The organism is Brucella sp. GW823-FHT04E01 (assembly GCF_058796175.1).
On the sequence record NZ_JBXAIK010000001.1, the window covers coordinates 696,215 to 713,160 of the forward strand.

The window sequence follows — 16,946 nt, forward strand, 5'->3', positions numbered from 1 at the left end:
CTCACAGCGCAGGAATGCGTTTGCCCATATCGACACCGCTACCGACCGTATGGGTCATGCGGGCTTCCGGACGGCGGCGCGTCAGAGCCAGAAGGATGCCCATCGTGATGGCGATGGCAATGAGCGAGGAACCGCCATAGGAGATGAACGGCAGGGTCATTCCCTTTGCAGGCATGAGATGCAGGTTCACAGCCATGTTGATGATCGACTGGAAGCCGAACAGAATGACAATCCCCGAGACAGCCAGACGGGTGAACGGATCACGCTCGCGCAACGCAATCGAAAGGCCGCGCACGACGATGAATGCGAAAAGCAGCATGATGATCATGCACAGAACGATGCCGTATTCTTCTGCCGCAACCGAGAAAATGAAATCGGTATGGCTGTCCGGGATGATGCGCTTGATGGTACCTTCGCCCGGACCTTGTCCGAACCAGCCGCCGCGCAGGATTGCTTCGCGTCCGGCATCGACCTGGAACGTGTCGCCCTCGCCTGTCATGAACCGGTTGATACGCCCGGCCACGTGATCGAACATGAAATAGGCTGAAACGCCGCCGCAAACAGCAAGACCACCCAGGACCAGAATCCAGAACATCGGCAGACCGGCGAGGAAGAACATGGCACCCCATGTGCCTGTGGTCAGCATTGTCTGGCCAAGGTCAGGCTGGAGGACGAGCAAAGCAGCAACGGTGCCGAACAGCAGCATGGCAAGAAAATTGCCGGGCATTTCGCCACCGCGTTCACGCTCCGAGAACAGCCAGGCGCAAACCACCACGAATGCAGGCTTCATGAATTCTGACGGCTGGATAGAGATCCCTGCCAGATTGACCCAGCGCCGCGCACCTTTCACTTCGATACCGAAGAACAGTGCGGCAACCATCAATACAAGCGAAATGCCGAGCAGGATCAAAGCAAATCGCCTGATCTGGCGCGGCGACAGAAACGACACGCCGATCATGACGCCAACTGCCGGCAGCATGAAGAAAATCTGGCGCTCGACAAAGTGGAACCCGTCGAGCCCGATACGCTGGGCCACGGCAGGACTTGCGGCGAATGACAGCAGAATGCCAAGCCCCATTAGAGCAAGACATGCAGCGAGGAAGAAGCGGTCTATTGTCCACCACCAATTGGCGACAGGACCGCGATCGACACGGCTTACCATCAGCTTTTCCCTCCTATCGGCTCGACGCCCGGAAGCGCCAGAACAGCGCTGCGGAATGCATCGCCGCGTTTTTCAAAATTCTGGAACTGATCGAAGCTCGCGCAAGCGGGCGACAACAGCACAACCGGTTCGGGAGCCGCATCGTTACCGGCATCGCGAGCCGCATGTTCGACGGCAACTGCAAGCGTGTCAGAAATCTCAAATGGCGCCCCATCGCCAAGCGTTGCCGCAAACTGCGCTGCGGCTTCGCCGATCAGATAGGCCTTGGCAATTCGCGGGAAGAACCCGGCCAGCGAGGTAATCCCGCCAGCTTTCGGCACACCACCTGCAATCCAGTAGATGTTCTGCGGGAAGGAGGACAACGCCGGAGCCGTTGCTTCCGCATTGGTTGCCTTGGAATCGTTGACGAACAGGACTTTCCCGCGATGCCCAACCTGCTCCATGCGGTGGGCCAGACCGGGAAAGCTCTTCAATCCCGCATCGATTTCTTCAAGGCTTAAGCCCACTGACAGGCAGGCGACGACAGCCGCAAGCGCGTTCTGCGCATTGTGCGCACCGCGCAGCGAACCGATACCTTCCAGGGAAGCGATTTCGTCAATTTCCCCGTCCTGCGACCAGAGCAGCTTTGCGCCGTCAGCGAAATAGCCTTTGCCAAGGTGCCTTTCCTTGGAAATTCGCACGACGTGTACACCATCGCGATAAAGCCGGTCCGCAATGGCTTCGCAATAATCATCATCAACGCCGACAATTGCCGTGTCGCTCGCCGCCACCAGACGTTCCTTGATCGCGGCATAGTTTTCCATTGAGCCATGACGGTCGAGATGATCCGGTGTCAGATTGAGCAGAATGCCCGCCGTCGGGTTCAGCGATGGCGCCAAATCGATCTGATAGGATGAACATTCGACCACATAGAAGCGATTTGCCTGCGGCGGCTCCAGCGTCAGGATTGCGGTGCCGATATTGCCGCCAAGCTGCATATCCCGACCGGAAGCCTTGATGATATGGGCGATCAAAGCGGTCGTCGTCGATTTGCCGTTGGTGCCGGTGATGGCGATGAACGGGCAATCGGGAGCAATGTGATTGCGCTCGTGGACAAACAGCTCCACATCACCGATGATTTCGACACCTGCGGCATGAGCCAGATCGACAGTCCAGTGTGGCTTTGGATGGGTCAGCGGAACGCCCGGCGAAAGCACGAAAGCCGCAAATTGCGTCCAGTCAGCCTGCCGCAAATCGCCTGTGGCAATGCCCGCGCTCTGGGCACGGGCAACGCTGTCGGGATTGTCATCCCAGGCAATGATCTTTGCGCCGCCCGCGAGAATGGCCTTGGCGGTCGCGATACCCGACCCGCCCAGTCCGAAAAGGGCGACTGTCTTATCCTTGAGGGCGGTGATCGGGATCATTCGATATGCCTGTTATCTGAGCTTCAGGGTGGAAAGGCCGATCATCGCGAGAATGATCGCAACGATCCAGAAGCGGATCACGACCTGGCTCTCGGTCCAGCCCTTCTTTTCGAAATGGTGGTGAATAGGCGCCATGAGGAAGACACGCTTGCCGGTCAGCTTGAAGGAGCCAACCTGAATGATGACGGAAAGCGCTTCGACGACGAACAGACCACCGATGATGGCGAGAACGATTTCATGCTTCGTTGCAACCGCAACAGTGCCCAGCATACCACCCAGCGCCAACGAACCCGTATCGCCCATGAAGATAGCGGCGGGAGGCGCATTGAACCACAGGAAGCCGAGGCCCGCGCCGATAACAGCGCCAAGAACCACGGCAAGTTCACCTGTGCCCGGCACGAAATGAATCTGCAGATAGTCGGCGAAGATCGCGTTGCCGGAAAGATAGGCAATGAAGCCGAAAGACGCTGCGGCCACCATGACCGGTACGATTGCAAGCCCGTCGAGACCATCTGTCAGGTTTACGGCATTGCCTGCGCCCACCATGACGAAGGCTGCAAACGGAATGAAGAACCAGCTCAGATTGACGACGAACTGCTTGGCAAACGGGAATGTCAGCGACGACGAGAACGGCTCCTGCCCTGCCCGCATGATGACGAACGCGGCAATAGCGGCGATCAGGAATTCGATGCCAAGACGCGCCTTGCCGGAAAAACCCTTGTCGGACTGCTTCGTCACCTTGAGATAATCATCATAGAAGCCGATGGCGCCGAAACCCACCGTAACCAGCAGAACGACCCAGACATAGACGCTGGCCAGATTGGCCCAGAGCAGGCATGACACAAGAATGCCGGTCATGATCATGAGGCCGCCCATGGTGGGTGTACCGGCCTTCTTGAAATGGGTCTGCGGACCGTCAGCGCGGATCGGCTGGCCTTTCCCCTGACGCACCCGAAGCGAGTTGATGATCGACGGGCCGAACAGGAACACGATCAGCGCCGATGTAATCATCGCGCCGCCGGTGCGGAAGGTAATGTAGCGGAACACATTGAGCGGTGTCATATGTTCGGCGAAGAAGGTGAGAAGCATCAACATGTAGAGAAAAATCCCTCAAATACCGCTTACTCCGCGGGTTCCACCGGCGGAAACTGGCTAATCAACGTCTTGACGATTTTGGAAAAGCCGATCCCCTTCGACGATTTCACCATGATGACATCGCCCGGACGGACCGCCTTGATCACCAGCGGCAACAATTCGTCGGTGCTTTGCCTGTACTCGGTCTGAATTTCAACCGGCAAGGCATTTTTCAGCGCCGACATGTCCGGTCCACCGATAAAAAGCGTATTCACTTCAGCATCCACGATCGGGCGCGCGAGATCGGCATGAAGTTTGCCCGACTGACGGCCAAGCTCCAGCATGTCGCCTAAAACCGCGATGCGACGGCCACGCGAACCTTCCGGTGTGGTCGAATGCAACAGCGACAGGGCTGCGCGCATCGAGGTCGGATTGGCGTTGTAGCTCTCGTCGATCAGCGTGAAGGTTCCTTCAGGATGCTGAAGCACATGGCGCGCACCACGACCGCCTTCTGCAGAAAGCGTCGCCATGGCCATCATCACCTTGGCGATATCAGCTCCGACCAGATCAGCGGCCCCAAGAACGGCGAGCATGTTCTGCACAATATGACGGCCCGGCATACCAACCTTCACGGCTGCTTCATGCGTTCCGATTTTGACCGTCATGCAGGAGCAGGTTGGGTGCAGCTTCACTTCGCGCAGACGATAGTCGGACCGGGCGTTCTCGCCGAATGTGGCAATGTGTTCGACACCGGCCTTTTCGGCCAGTTCTTCCAGCTGTTTGAAGCGCTTGTCATCACGATTGAGAAGCGCATAGCCGCCTGGAACTATGCCTTCGAAAATCTCCGCCTTAGCAACGGCGATTTCTTCCAGATTGGCGAAATGACCAAGATGTGCCGGTGCAATCAGCGTGATCAGCGCCACATGCGGGCGCACCATCTTCACCAGCGGACGAATTTCATCGTGATGGTTCATGCCGATTTCGAAAACGCCGTAATCCGTATCGGCAGGCATGCGCGCAAGCGTCAGCGGCACACCCCAATGATTGTTGAACGACGCCACAGAAGCATGGACCTTGCCGACTTCCGAAAGAACGTGACGCAGGGCTTCCTTGGTCGTCGTCTTGCCAACCGAACCAGTCACCGCGATGATCTGCGCCTTCGAGCGTGCCCGCGAGGCAATGCCAAGCTTGGTCAGGGCCTCAAGCACATCCTCGACCACGATCATCGGTACTTTGGAATTGCCGAATGCGGGCAGACGATGCTCGGCCACCACAAGAAGACCCGCACCAGCGGCCATGGCGCTGGTTACGAAATCATGCCCGTCGAACTGTTCGCCCTTGATGGCGAAAAAAGCCTCGCCCGGTTTCAGCGAACGGCTGTCGATTGAGATGCCGGTTATGCCGCCGGGAAGGTTGCCAAAGGGCCTGCCTTCCATGGCTTCAACCATATCGTTGGATGTCCAGAGCCAGTCACTCATTCCGAGCGCTCCTCAAGGCGGGCAGCAAGTGCTGCTGCAACTTCCGCATGATCAGAGAACGGCAAGGTAATGCTGCCGACAATCTGGCCCTCTTCATGCCCCTTGCCTGCAACGACCAGCGTATCGCCCGCCTGCATCATGGATACAGCGGTAAAGATAGCCTCTCGACGATCACCAATTTCGGTTGCGCCCGGCGCTGCTGCCATGATTTCCGAGCGGATTTGGGCTGGAACCTCCGAGCGCGGATTGTCGTCCGTGACGATTGCCACATCCGCCAGTCGCGAGGCGATTTCGCCCATGATCGGACGCTTTCCCTTGTCGCGGTCGCCGCCGCAACCGAAGACCACAATCACCCGGCCCGTCGTGAACGGACGCACCGAAGTCAGAACATTTTCCAACGCCTCAGGCTTGTGGGCGTAATCGACATAGGCCGGAGCGCCATCTTCCGTCGCACCGACGAGATCGAGCCGTCCCGGCGCACCTTTGAGGAGCGCCAAGGCACGCATTGCAGCCGCAGCCGGAACGCCCGTAACCATGGCAAGCCCTGCAGCAACCAGCGCATTTGCGACCTGAAAATCTCCGGCGAGCGGCAGTTCGATCTCAAAAATCTCGTCGCCGATGCGCACTTCGACATGCTGGCGGAAACGCTCGTGCTCGACCCGCTTGAGAGCAATGAAATTGCCTTTTCGTCCGACCGTCTTCACGTCGCATCCAGCAAGCGTCGCCGCCTCGATGGCCTGCGCCGAGAAATGATCGTCGGAGAAGATGATGGCTGGCGCACCCTTCGGCAAAAGCGTGTTGAAGAGACGCATCTTCGCGCCAAGATATTCCTCGATGGTCGCGTGATAATCCATATGGTCACGACCGAGATTGGTAAACGCACCGGCAGCGAGCTTGACACCATCAAGACGACGCTGATCAAGGCCATGCGATGAGGCTTCCATGGCCGCATGGGTCACGCCTTCATCGGCAAGCTCTGCCAGAACACGATGCAACTCCACCGGATCGGGTGTTGTCAGCGAATTATAGTCGCTGCGCGTCGGCGAAAACACGCCGGTCGTGCCGATATTCGCCGCCGGAAAACCGGCATAGGCCCAAATCTGCCGGGTAAAGGACGCGACGGAAGTCTTGCCGCTGGTGCCTGTAACTGCAACCATAACTTGTGGCTGCTTGCCATAGAACTGCGCCGCAGCAACTGCCAATGCAAGGCGGGGATCATCGACATGAAGAACCGGGACGCCTGCGTCAGCGACAGCCGTATCCTTGCCTGCGATGATGGCGCTGGCGCCGCGCTTGACGGCATCGACGACAAAAGCCGCACCGTCTGCTTTCACGCCTTTCAACGCTGCGAAAAGAAAACCGCGTTCGACCTTGCGGGAGTCCGACGTGACGCCGGTGATCTCCACCTCACCGGCATCGCCGGAGGCCAGTTCCTTAAAGAGAGCGATTTCCTTCAGTTTCATGGTCATACCAAATCCAGATTCAGTTGTGCGCGTTTCGCTGCAAGGGCTGCTTTATGCGAATCAGTCGTATTCGTTGGAAACCATTGCTGGCGGCACTTCCTGTTGAAAATCAGGCTTGCCGCTTAAATTGCTAACCATTGCTGGCTGGGCTTCGAGTTGGAAATCGGGCTTCACGCCGAGGAACGATGCAGATCGGCGGATGATCTCCGAAACCATCGGTGCTGCGTTGAGACCTGCGGTTGCGCTGAACTTGCCTTCTTCCGGCTTCGGTTCGTCGATGATGGTCAGCACGACATAGGTCGGATCATCCATCGGAAATGACGCCAGAAACGCGTTGAAACGCACGTCCTTCGAGTAGCGGCCATGCACAACCTTTTCCGCCGTGCCGGTCTTGCCGCCGACGCGGTAGCCCGGAACAGTGGCCCGCTTGCCGGAGCCGCCCTGAGCGGTCGCGTTGAGGCGATAGAGGTAACGCATATCCGCAGAAACCTGTGGATGAATGACCTGCTTGGCCACCTGATCAGCCTGAGCCTGCGTGCGCATCAGGAAAGTCGGCTCCATCAGCTTGCCGCCATTCATCAGTGCAGCCGCACCGACCGCCGTCTGCAACGGCGTCGTCATCATGCCGTGGCCGAACGAAATCGTCATCGAGTGGACCTTCTTCCACACACGCGGCTCAACGGGACGCGCCACTTCCGGCAACTCCGTCTGCATGCGGTCGAGAAGGCCGATCTTCTTCAGGAATGCGCGATGGCCTTCAATGCCGACGGCATCCGCCTCGCGGCCCGAACCGATATTGGACGAGAAGATGAAGACTTCCGGCAGCGTCAGCCAGCGGCCCTTGCCGTGGAAGTCACGGATCGTCTGGCGACCGAACACCAGCGGACGGCTGGCATCGAGTTTCGACTGCAGGTTGAACTTACCGGAATCGAGCGCCATTGCCGTGGTAAAGCTCTTGATGGTCGAACCCATTTCATAGGTGCCTGCCGACATGCGGTTCAGGCGGTCCTTGTCCAGAGCATGGACCGGGTTGTTCGGATCAAAATCCGGCACCGATGCCATGGCGATCACTTCGCCGGTCTTGACGTTCAGCACCACAGCACCGGCAGCAATTGCCCGGTAGCGTTCCATGGCCTTGACGAGTACGTCACGCATGATGTGCTGCACACGAATATCGATCGAGAGGCGCACCGGCTCCAGCGACTGTCCGGTTGCGAGCCCCACGGAACGCAGATCGGTCAGCCCCTGACTGTCGATATATTTCTCCATGCCCGCAATGCCCTGATTGTCGACATTGACGAGACCGAGGATATGCGACGCGGTCGGGCCACCCGGATAGAAGCGGCGCTTTTCCGTACGGAAGCCGATGCCCGGCACGCCGAGCGCCATGATCTGGCTCTGCTGGCGGGGCGTCAGTCCTCGCTTGATCCAGACGAAACCGGCACCACTTTTCAAACGCTTATATGTCGCTTCCCAATCAAGATCGGGCAGCACCGTCGACAGCATTTCGATGGTTTCGTCGGGATCTACGATCTTGCGCGGCTCTGCATAGAGCGAAGCCGTCTTGATGTCGGTCGCGAGGATTTCGCCGTTGCGGTCGAGAATATCCGGGCGTGACGCGAGCTGGTGAACCGCCGGACCTGCATTATCCTCATTTTCGCCGCCGATGACACCGAAATAAATGAGCTTGCCGCCCATCACACCATAGATGCCGACAAAACAGGCGATGGCCATCCAGAGACGATTGCGCGCGCGGTTGCCATGCTTTTTGCGCGAGCCGACAAACGCCATGTTGCCGGCCAGCTTTTCATCGCCAACCGGCTCGACACCGTCATCTGCCTGCATATTCTTTTTTTTGAAAAGTCTCAGCCGCATGATCAGTGCCTCGCCCCGCTTTTCTTGACGCTACCGGTCGTGATGGCATCCTTTTCAAGCACGCCACTTGCAAGCAGTTCATCGCTGCCGGAGATGATCTTCTGGATATCGTCAACCGGACGTTCCGGAATTTCGTGGACACCCAGCACAAGCTGTTCGGCTTCGATCGGCTGGAGGTTGAGTTCCTTTTCGTAGACACCAACGAGACTTTGCAGGCGGCCAGGCTGGGTCATCAATGCCCAGTCGGCGCGCAGGAGCGTGATCGTGTCCTTCTCGGAGTCGATCTGTCGCTTCAGCTTGGCGATCACCGCGATCTGCTTTTCCGCGTCATATTTGATCGTGTAGGTGACGGTCGCCGCCACCAGCATCGCCGCTATCATGATGATGTCGAAAGTACGCAGCACTCGTTCAACTCCGGGCCAGTTCGTTCGTCTCGGGCAGTTTGGGCAGTCCGAAAAGCGATAAATCGTCTTCCAGTGGCGGATTTTCCGTCCTTATTCCAGCGCGCAGCTTCGCCGAGCGCGCACGTGGATTTCGTTCTTCTTCCTCTGCGGTCGGGCCAACAGCGCCCTTGACCGCAGGTGTAAAGCTCGGCAGACGGACATGTGTTTCCGGCAGATGACGCGATCCGGCACTACCGCCAGCGCGGTCAGCGAAATAGCGCTTCACCATGCGGTCTTCGAGCGAATGGAAGGTCACGACAACCAGCCGACCGCCCGGTTTCAGGATACGTTCGGCAGCAAGCAACGCCCGCGCCAGTTCGCCCAACTCGTCATTCACATAGACCCGCAACGCCTGAAACACCCGCGTCGCCGGATGGATGCGATCCTTCGGATTGCGTCCCACCAGCGTTTCGATGGCATTGGCAAGATCGAGCGTACGTGTGAAAGGCTGTGCGGTCCGGCGTTTGTCGATCATGCGTGCAATGCGGCCTGCATGGCGCTCTTCGCCCAGAAAATTGAAGATGCGGGCAAGATCACCGGTCTTGAGACGGTTCACCACATCGGCAGCGCTTGGTCCTTTTTTCGACATGCGCATGTCGAGCGGACCATCTTTCTGGAAGGAAAAGCCGCGCTCGGCCTCATCGATCTGCATCGACGATACGCCAATATCGAGCACAACGCCGTCCACCTTGCTGCCTGCTCCCTTAACCTTCGAGACTGCTTCATCAAGAGCAGAGAACCGGGACTCGACCAGATCGAGCCGGTCCGGAAACTGCTTTTCCATCGCCCGCCCGGCTTCGATTGCGGTCGGATCGCGGTCAATCGCGATCACGTCCGCTCCCGCTTCCAGTATGCGACGCGTATACCCGCCAGCACCGAATGTCCCATCGACAATCACTGCGCCAGATACAGGCTTCAGGGCGTCGATCACTTCGGCGATCAGCACCGGAACGTGACGGACTTCAGCCCCTTCGGCTTGAGATTTGTCTCCGCCGAGGCTTGCCATCATTCCGATCCTTTCCCGGGTACTTGGCCCGTTTTAAAGCGTCTCGCGCTTCAATCTTTTGTTTTCACGCATGTTTTGTTCCAAAATCGGTTCCCAACTTCAGGAAACATGCTTTCGTGTTTTGCTTGCGGATTCCGCCCATTTGCCGTCAACGTGGCGACATGGCGGATTCGTTCGTCAGTTATCGGATATTAAGCTTAATGAAGCGTTATCCTTTGGCTCAGCACTTCTACAGAACTGTGCCAGCCCCATAATTTTCAACAGGGATTTTTTGAAGGCAGCTTGCGCTCAGCGCTTGCCCGAAAACGGATATTTGCTTCAATCCAAATGCGATGGATCCACACACTATGCATCACAAGCTTATGATTTGTGATGCCCCGCCCCCGGTTGACGCCTTCCCATCATTGGCATATTTAATGCAAATAGTTTGCAACTGCATAAACACCCAAGGCATTGAGTATGGCACCCCATGGAGCAGGCCCCTCCGGCGCTGGCGAAGTAACATTTGAAGGCTGGCGACGTGATCGCGGCGAAGCATCCATGTCCGATGTCCACCGCTCGATCCGAGTCAATCGTTCAGGTTCAAAGTTCCGTCGCGCACTTTCCTTCTTCGGTCCCGGCTATCTGGTAGCCGTTGGCTATATGGACCCCGGCAATTGGGCCACCTCGCTCGCTGGCGGCTCTCGCTTCGGCTATACGTTGCTATCCGTCGTGCTGCTGTCCAATCTTATGGCCGTGCTACTGCAGGCGCTTTGCGCACGTCTTGCCGTCGCAACCGGCCGCGATCTGGCACAGGCTTGCCGCGATGCCTATCCGCGCTTTCTCGCATGGCCGCTCTGGTTCCTCGCCGAACTGGCAATCTGCGCCACCGATCTGGCGGAAGTCATCGGCACCGCCATCGGCCTCAACCTGCTCTTCGGCATTCCGCTGGAAATCGGTGTCATCATCACTGCTGCCGATGTGCTTCTGGTTCTTTATCTCCAGAACAAGGGATTTCGCCGTGTCGAGGCGCTCATCATCACCCTTCTGGGCGTGATTGCGCTCTGCTTCCTTATTCAGATTCTGATGGCGCAGCCGCAATGGGGCGCAGTCATCAAGGGCTTTGCGCCAACGACCGACATCATCCGCAATCCGGACATGCTCTATATCGCCCTTGGTATCATCGGCGCCACGGTCATGCCGCATAATCTCTATCTGCATTCGGGCATCATCCAGACACGCGATTACGGCCACACGACCGCTGAAAAGCGCGAAGCCATACGCTATGCGACGCTGGATTCCACCATTGCGCTGACATTCGCACTCCTGGTCAATGCATCGATCCTGATCCTCGCTGCGGCAAGCTTCAACGCCACCGGCAATACCGGTGTCGAAGATCTCGACAAGGCCCATGCTCTTCTGAACCCGCTATTGGGATCGGCCCTCGCACCAACACTTTTTGCGATTGCACTTCTCTGTTGCGGCCTGAACTCGACCATCACCGCGACGATGGCCGGTCAGATCGTGATGGAAGGCTTCATCGACATACGTCTGAAGCCGTGGCTGCGCCGCGCGATCACCCGCTTCGTGGCCATCGTTCCGGCTGCTGTCGTGACGATCATGTATGGTTCGCAAGGAACGACCGAGCTTCTGATCCTGTCTCAGGTCGTGTTGAGTCTTCAGCTGCCCTTTGCCATCATTCCACTCGTCATGTTCACGGCGGAGAAAAAGAAGATGGGATCGCTGGTCGCTCCACGCTGGGTGACGATTCTTGCCGCCATTACCGCCGCGATCATCGTCGTCCTGAACATGAAGCTGATTTACGATTTCATGTCCGGCGTGCCAATTTAAGCCCCTCCCGAGGCTCTTGGAATGGGCGGTTCCGTATCGCGGAGCCGCCCTTTCTTTTACTTCACTGCGGCGTTGCCACCGTCGGCATAAAGCGCCGAACCAGCAACAAAACTCGACATCGGGCCTGCCAGGAACAGCGCTGCCTGCGCGATTTCTTCAGGCTGGGCGATCCGCTTCATCGCATGCAGGCCTGCGGCCCATTCCTTCTGCTTTTCATCTCCACCCATTGGCGTATCAACACCGCCCGGCAGAAGCGCATTCGCCCGGATGCCACGGGCGCCGTAATCAGCGGTTATGCCCTTGACCATCCCCATGAGAGCTGCCTTCGAGGTTCCGTAAACCGACATGCCGGGAATGCCAACGCTCGTGCCGACAAATGTCGAGGTGAAGACAATCGAGCCGCCGCCCCTTTCGAGCATCAGCGGGATTTGCGATCTCGCTCCCAGAAATGCCGAGGTCAGGTTGCCCGCCAGCACCCCTTCCCAATCATCGGGCACGATTTCGGCAAGCGGCGCGATAGGGCCTACAGTGCCAGCATTGTTGACAGCTATATCAAGCCCGCCGAATTTATCCTTCGCTGCCGTAGCAAGTGCCTCATGCGTTTCAGCTTCTGAGACATCGCCTGCAACACAATGCGCCTTTCCGCCAAACGCCGCGATCTCCTCCGCAACACGTTCCAGACCGGCAAGCCCGCGAGCATTCAGCACAAGGGCTGCGCCTTCTCTGGCGAAGAGCAATGCGGCGGCGCGCCCTATTCCGGACGATGCGCCGGTGATGATTGCGACCTTGTCTTTCAAACTGGACATACTGAACCTCCGTGATTTCGTGGAGGTCCCAATTAAAGTCCCGGCGGTAACGCAACTATCCGTTTCTTGCGTTTGAATGCTGAAGCAGTCGATTAGGAGCATTTTCAGCAAAAGTGTGAAACAATTTTGCGTAGGGCAATGCGACAAAACAAATAGTTAGAGCGGTTCCAATGCTTCTTTTAAAATAGAAGCCGCTCTAGAGAAAATTGTCAGTCGGTCTGTAAGCCGGGTTCTGTATGGCCGGGCTTTCGCCCGACGTGGCAGCCATTCATCTGGGACGGATGTCGCCACCCGCCTCGTGCAACCCACCCGGACGGCTGATCCGGAAACCGATTGCCGGCCCTTGCGAGCCAGCGCGCCGTCCCTATTCGGTTTTGCTCCCGATGGGGTTTACCGTGCCGTCTGCATTGCTGCAGACGCGGTGGGCTCTTACCCCACCCTTTCACCCTTACCCCGTCATCCCTGCCGTTTCGTTGCGCAACGGTACGGAAGACGGGGCGGTCTGCTTTCTGTGGCACTTTCCCTGGGGTCGCCCCCGCCGGGCGTTACCCGGCATCGTGTTTCCATGGAGCCCGGACTTTCCTCACCTGCCGCCTTTCGGCATATGACAAGCGCGGCTGCCCAACCGACTGACAGCGCGCATATAGCAACGATAGCGGAACAGTGGAACCGGATTCCGGAAAAAATCTGCAGTCACCGGAAACAGAAAAGCCGACAGTGTCTCCACTGTCGGCTTTCCGTTCACATCAGGCGGCCTGTACTCTACGCGACCGCCGACGTAAATCTGCATTCGCATCCTGAAAATGCATCAGAGAGCGCGCATATAGGCCTTGACCGAGCTGCAATATTTCGCCGAGGTCGGGTTCATACGCTTTGCACCGTGACCGGCATTGTACTTCAGGATCGTGCCGCAAGTGCTGCCGCCGCCGAGCTTCTGCGCCTGGGCCAGATACTTCATGCCGAACTGGATGTTCGTGGAAGGCTCATAGAGACCCTTGGCTGAACCCGTGTAGCCGAGGCCACGTGCGGTCGAGAGCTTGATCTGCATCAGGCCGATTTCACCGGCCTTGCCACGCACATTCGGCTGGAAATTGCTTTCGTGACGCACAACCGCATGGGCAAGTGCGGAAGGCACGCCATAGGTCGATGCGTAACGATTGATAATGCTCGAATAAGCGCCGCCGCTCTTGGCGTTACGAGCAGTCGTGTCCTTCGACTGCGAACGCTTAGCAGCAGAACCCTTGCCCGTAGAATTCTTGGCAGTCGGAGCCGCACGGCGGCTTACGACCGATGCCTTCTTCGGCGCTTTGGTTGGCTTTTCCGCCTCGGCAGTCTTGTTCTGCTGGCGTGCCTTGAGGAGAGCTGCGAGGTTGGTCGGTTCAGTTGAAGGGGCACTCAGTGCTGGATTCAGGCCAAACGAACTCATCGCGCCAACAAGGGCGCAAACAACAACAAATTTAATTTTCATAACCTACCGTCTTGGAACGTTTCTTTTCTCAGACTGTCTGTCTTGGGTAAAAACAGTCCTGTTTTTTGATCCCGCCCGATATGGGTTGTCAGGCCCTTGTCCGCTGGGATTGAGCGATGAAGTGCCGGGCAAATGCAGCCGAAGATTGGTTGTAAAAGTAAAATAGTCTTACAGGTTGTAACATTCGCGATTCACGCAAACGCGGCGTAAACCTTCGCCACAACCCTTCTGCAACCGGGCTGGATCGATCTATTTTTATGAAATCATTACAGAAATACGAATCAACGCTGGATAGAGAGATTAACCGCCCGCATCTCGTCAGGCGGTAACATTCTGCAGAGAAAAAATTAGCCTGTAGAGGGTATCTATAGTAGATACATCGGCCACCCCGTCCACATTTTGTGTCCGAAAATGTCGCTGAAAGGCCTTAATCACAGTCTCGGTGCCTTCATCGAAGACACCAGTGATGGCGATTTCGTAGCCATAAAGTGCCAGCATGGATTGCAACGCCTCAACCGGCTGGCCGTTTTCGCCACGTGCCAGAAACCGCCCGCCGCGGATCGACGTCGGCTCGATGTAGTGGCCGATACCCGCCTCGTGGAGCCGCTTCCAGGGAAAGTTATGGCCCGGGTCTGTCTTGCGCGAAGGTGCAATATCCGAGTGGGCCAGAACATTTTCCGGCTTGATGGCATGACGCTCGCATATATCGCGGCAGAGGCGGATGACCGCATCGATCTGCGCATCCTTGAACGGCGGATAGCCTTCGAGATTACCCGGATTGACGATCTCGATGCCGATGGAAGCGGAATTGATGTCCGTTTCGCCCTTCCAGAAGCTCTTGCCCGCATGCCAGGCACGGGCCTTTTCCGAAACCATCTGCACGATCCGCCCGTCTTCATGGACAAGGTAATGCGCGGAAACTTCCATATCTGGCGATTTAAGAACCTGCACGGCCTCTTCGGCAGTCGCCAGACCGGTATAATGGAGAATGAGAAAGGCAGGCACCTTGCCGTCGCGACGCGGACCGAAATTGGGTGACGGATCAAGCGTTGCACCGGCAAAATCGGGCCGGTCAAGCGCCAGCTCCCGCAACAACTCGCTCTCGATTTCGCGCACGCTGCTCATGCAGCCTCCAGATTCTTCTCAATGCTTGCCCAGGCAGCGTTTATCGCTGCCAGACGCCTGTTGGCAATGGTTATGAATTCAAGCGGCAAGCCCTCTGCCACCAGCCGGTCCGGATGATGTTCCTTGACCAGAGAGCGATAGCGCTTGCGGGCCATCTCGAAGGAAACGCCGCGCTCCAGCCCCAGAATGGCATAAGGATCATCAGCACCGCGCTGGACATGCCGGATCGCGATACGATCGAAAGCGACTTCATCATAGCCGAAAATATCCGCAACGCCTGCAAGGAAGGCCATCTCTTTTTCATGCACATAGCCGTCAGCGGTGGCTATATGAAAAAGACCGTCGAGGATATCCTCAAGCAGATGGCAATCGGGTTGCCCTTCACTGCACAATCCGGCGAGCTGACGCGCATAGGATTCATAGCCAGCGACATCCTGCTTGGCGAGATCGTAGAGCCGCGCGACATGCGCCGTCTCTTCCTTCGGCACAGCGAATATGTCCTGAAAGGCGCGGATTTCGTCCTGTGTGACGACCCCGTCGGCCTTGGCCATCTTGGCTGAAAGCGCGATCATCGCAATGGAGAAGGCCACCCGGCGCCGTGTATCGGCGTCACCTTCGAAAACGGTGCGCACGGCTTCGATAACGCCAGTAATGGCATTCGACGCCACGTAAGTGACAAACTCACCGATGCGAACCCAAATCGACATGGGACTTTTCTATAGAATTCCGAATGAACTGAAAACCGCCCAGGCGAGCGAAAGTCTAAAAAACAAACATTTAGAAAGAATATCAGGACATTGGCTTAGATTGTTGCCGAGTTCCGCAACGAACGCTTATTGCTGGGGTTCGCGTTCGTCGAAGGAACGCTGTGCGGCCGTGGCTGCTGCTTGTCCAGCCGTCTGTGCCTGCTGATCCGTCTGACCGACAGATTTTGCCGCAGCGACAGCATTGGTCCGTGCGCGTTCAATGGCTGCTGCCTTCTCTTCCGGGCTCACCACACCGGAACTGTCGCGGAGCGACTTGACCAGATCGGGGCCTTTCTCCGTGCTTCCACTTTCTGCCGGTTTGGCAGGCTGCGATACAGCAGCAGCGCCCTGCTCGCCGCCATTCGTGGTGGCAGCAGTCTCGTCGTCTCCTTTGCCGCAAGCGGCAAGCACAACAAGAACAATCGCAGAGATGAAAAACAGGAAGTTACGGTTCATGACAAAAGCCATAACCGAACCGAGCCTGCGTTGAAACACGGAAAACGCAGAATGCCCGTCTTTTCCCGACATGGTTGCTTTAACGTTCATCTCAATCCTAAAACCATTGGCTTAAAGCCATTGGCCTAAAGCCTTTGACCGAAGCCTATTGGCACGAATGGCGACCCGGAAACCGGATCGCCACCCGCATGCTAGTGCATTACGACTTCCCAACCTTAGTTGGAAGGCGCTGTCCCTGTACCTGGCGCCGGGGTAGCCGGTGCCGGAGTTGCCGGGGCTGGCGTCGTCGTCGTGTCATTGTTCGAGGGCGCTGCCGGCGCGGATGGTGCCGGTGCGTTGCTCGTGTCGTCCTTCTTGTCATTGCACGCTGCAAGGCCGAGAAGCGATACGGCGGCGACAGAAGCAATCAGAAACTTCTTCACGTTGGCTCTCCTTCCTAGATCAGGCTCGTTGGCCTGGTTTCAGGCATTAAATGGCAATATTGCCAAACGCCTCTCTCTGTTTTCTCCGTGCGTGACCGGTTGATCCGGCCAATCACCTTTACGGTCACTCATCGACACAGAAATCCCGTCGACTCGGACCGTCACACAAGAAAACGGCAACAGCGCGAA

Annotated in this window: 15 protein-coding genes and 1 other RNA gene; 1 reads left to right on the top strand and 15 read right to left on the bottom strand. The window is 57.3% G+C overall.

What is annotated here, in order from left to right:
• Nucleotide 1 precedes the first annotated feature (1 nt).
• The 8 genes from ftsW to rsmH are packed head-to-tail and all read right to left on the bottom strand — an operon-like array spanning nt 2 to nt 9,907.
• A complete protein-coding gene (gene ftsW / locus AC1RHM_RS03510; protein WP_010659728.1) occupies nt 2–1,162 on the bottom strand; it encodes a putative lipid II flippase FtsW in 1,161 nt (386 codons plus the stop codon).
• The gene (gene murD / locus AC1RHM_RS03515) at nt 1,162–2,565 is read right to left on the bottom strand and encodes a UDP-N-acetylmuramoyl-L-alanine--D-glutamate ligase (protein WP_010659727.1); all 1,404 of its coding nucleotides are present in this window, start codon (nt 2,563–2,565) and stop codon (nt 1,162–1,164) included. Before murD ends, ftsW begins: the two co-directional genes overlap by 1 nt.
• A 12-nt stretch (nt 2,566–2,577) precedes the next feature.
• Nucleotides 2,578–3,660: a phospho-N-acetylmuramoyl-pentapeptide-transferase gene (mraY, locus tag AC1RHM_RS03520; protein WP_010659726.1), complete on the bottom strand. Its 1,083-nt coding sequence runs from the start codon at nt 3,658–3,660 to the stop codon at nt 2,578–2,580.
• A gap of 26 nt (nt 3,661–3,686) precedes the next feature.
• Nucleotides 3,687–5,117, bottom strand: a complete 1,431-nt coding sequence (locus AC1RHM_RS03525) for a UDP-N-acetylmuramoylalanyl-D-glutamyl-2,6-diaminopimelate--D-alanyl-D-alanine ligase (RefSeq protein ID WP_010659725.1) — start codon at nt 5,115–5,117, stop codon at nt 3,687–3,689.
• Entirely contained in the window at nt 5,114–6,586 is a 1,473-nt protein-coding gene (locus tag AC1RHM_RS03530) for a UDP-N-acetylmuramoyl-L-alanyl-D-glutamate--2,6-diaminopimelate ligase (protein WP_010659724.1), read from the bottom strand. Before AC1RHM_RS03530 ends, AC1RHM_RS03525 begins: the two co-directional genes overlap by 4 nt.
• Nucleotides 6,587–6,640: 54 nt before the next feature.
• On the bottom strand, nt 6,641–8,455 hold the full coding sequence (locus AC1RHM_RS03535; protein WP_010659723.1) for a peptidoglycan D,D-transpeptidase FtsI family protein: 1,815 nt from the start codon (nt 8,453–8,455) through the stop codon (nt 6,641–6,643).
• A 2-nt stretch (nt 8,456–8,457) separates the two neighbouring features.
• On the bottom strand, nt 8,458–8,859 hold the full coding sequence (gene ftsL, locus AC1RHM_RS03540) for a cell division protein FtsL (RefSeq protein ID WP_010659722.1): 402 nt from the start codon (nt 8,857–8,859) through the stop codon (nt 8,458–8,460).
• 4 nt (nt 8,860–8,863) lie between these two features.
• A complete protein-coding gene (rsmH, locus tag AC1RHM_RS03545; protein WP_029376071.1) occupies nt 8,864–9,907 on the bottom strand; it encodes a 16S rRNA (cytosine(1402)-N(4))-methyltransferase RsmH in 1,044 nt (347 codons plus the stop codon).
• 456 nt (nt 9,908–10,363) lie between these two features.
• On the opposite strand from rsmH, the gene AC1RHM_RS03550 reads away from it, so the two are divergent.
• Nucleotides 10,364–11,734 carry an Nramp family divalent metal transporter gene (locus tag AC1RHM_RS03550; protein WP_010659720.1) on the top strand — a complete coding sequence of 457 codons (1,371 nt, stop codon included), beginning with the start codon at nt 10,364–10,366 and terminating at the stop codon, nt 11,732–11,734.
• Nucleotides 11,735–11,790: 56 nt separating this feature from the next.
• Here the strand turns inward: AC1RHM_RS03550 and AC1RHM_RS03555 are convergent, their stop codons facing one another.
• From AC1RHM_RS03555 to AC1RHM_RS03585, 7 genes are all read right to left on the bottom strand, one after another.
• The gene (locus AC1RHM_RS03555) at nt 11,791–12,540 is read right to left on the bottom strand and encodes an SDR family oxidoreductase (protein ID WP_010659719.1); all 750 of its coding nucleotides are present in this window, start codon (nt 12,538–12,540) and stop codon (nt 11,791–11,793) included.
• A 205-nt stretch (nt 12,541–12,745) separates the two neighbouring features.
• Nucleotides 12,746–13,173: RNase P RNA component class A (gene rnpB / locus AC1RHM_RS03560), an RNA gene on the bottom strand.
• A 175-nt stretch (nt 13,174–13,348) separates the two neighbouring features.
• Entirely contained in the window at nt 13,349–14,008 is a 660-nt protein-coding gene (locus tag AC1RHM_RS03565) for a lytic transglycosylase domain-containing protein (protein ID WP_010659717.1), read from the bottom strand.
• 318 nt (nt 14,009–14,326) lie between these two features.
• Nucleotides 14,327–15,133: an N-acetylmuramoyl-L-alanine amidase gene (locus AC1RHM_RS03570; protein ID WP_010659716.1), complete on the bottom strand. Its 807-nt coding sequence runs from the start codon at nt 15,131–15,133 to the stop codon at nt 14,327–14,329.
• Nucleotides 15,130–15,840 carry a J domain-containing protein gene (locus tag AC1RHM_RS03575; protein WP_010659715.1) on the bottom strand — a complete coding sequence of 237 codons (711 nt, stop codon included), beginning with the start codon at nt 15,838–15,840 and terminating at the stop codon, nt 15,130–15,132. The genes AC1RHM_RS03570 and AC1RHM_RS03575 overlap by 4 nt, the downstream gene beginning before the upstream one ends.
• Nucleotides 15,841–15,966: 126 nt before the next feature.
• Nucleotides 15,967–16,425 carry a hypothetical protein gene (locus tag AC1RHM_RS03580; protein ID WP_029376069.1) on the bottom strand — a complete coding sequence of 153 codons (459 nt, stop codon included), beginning with the start codon at nt 16,423–16,425 and terminating at the stop codon, nt 15,967–15,969.
• A 125-nt stretch (nt 16,426–16,550) separates the two neighbouring features.
• Nucleotides 16,551–16,757, bottom strand: a complete 207-nt coding sequence (locus AC1RHM_RS03585; RefSeq protein WP_010659713.1) for a hypothetical protein — start codon at nt 16,755–16,757, stop codon at nt 16,551–16,553.
• Nucleotides 16,758–16,946 lie beyond the last annotated feature (189 nt).

Excerpts from the sequence above, each read along its gene's own strand:
- ftsW (WP_010659728.1), bottom strand. The coding sequence starts at position 1,162 with ATGGTAAGCCGTGTCGATCGCGGTCCTGTCGCCAATTGGTGGTGGACA.
- murD (WP_010659727.1), bottom strand. The coding sequence starts at position 2,565 with ATGATCCCGATCACCGCCCTCAAGGATAAGACAGTCGCCCTTTTCGGA.
- mraY (WP_010659726.1), bottom strand. The coding sequence starts at position 3,660 with ATGTTGATGCTTCTCACCTTCTTCGCCGAACATATGACACCGCTCAAT.
- AC1RHM_RS03525 (WP_010659725.1), bottom strand. The coding sequence starts at position 5,117 with ATGAGTGACTGGCTCTGGACATCCAACGATATGGTTGAAGCCATGGAA.
- AC1RHM_RS03530 (WP_010659724.1), bottom strand. The coding sequence starts at position 6,586 with ATGACCATGAAACTGAAGGAAATCGCTCTCTTTAAGGAACTGGCCTCC.
- AC1RHM_RS03535 (WP_010659723.1), bottom strand. The coding sequence starts at position 8,455 with ATGCGGCTGAGACTTTTCAAAAAAAAGAATATGCAGGCAGATGACGGT.
- rsmH (WP_029376071.1), bottom strand. The coding sequence starts at position 9,907 with ATGATGGCAAGCCTCGGCGGAGACAAATCTCAAGCCGAAGGGGCTGAA.
- AC1RHM_RS03550 (WP_010659720.1), top strand. The coding sequence starts at position 10,364 with ATGGCACCCCATGGAGCAGGCCCCTCCGGCGCTGGCGAAGTAACATTT.
- AC1RHM_RS03555 (WP_010659719.1), bottom strand. The coding sequence starts at position 12,540 with ATGTCCAGTTTGAAAGACAAGGTCGCAATCATCACCGGCGCATCGTCC.
- AC1RHM_RS03565 (WP_010659717.1), bottom strand. The coding sequence starts at position 14,008 with ATGAAAATTAAATTTGTTGTTGTTTGCGCCCTTGTTGGCGCGATGAGT.
- AC1RHM_RS03570 (WP_010659716.1), bottom strand. The coding sequence starts at position 15,133 with ATGAGCAGCGTGCGCGAAATCGAGAGCGAGTTGTTGCGGGAGCTGGCG.
- AC1RHM_RS03575 (WP_010659715.1), bottom strand. The coding sequence starts at position 15,840 with ATGTCGATTTGGGTTCGCATCGGTGAGTTTGTCACTTACGTGGCGTCG.
- AC1RHM_RS03580 (WP_029376069.1), bottom strand. The coding sequence starts at position 16,425 with ATGAACGTTAAAGCAACCATGTCGGGAAAAGACGGGCATTCTGCGTTT.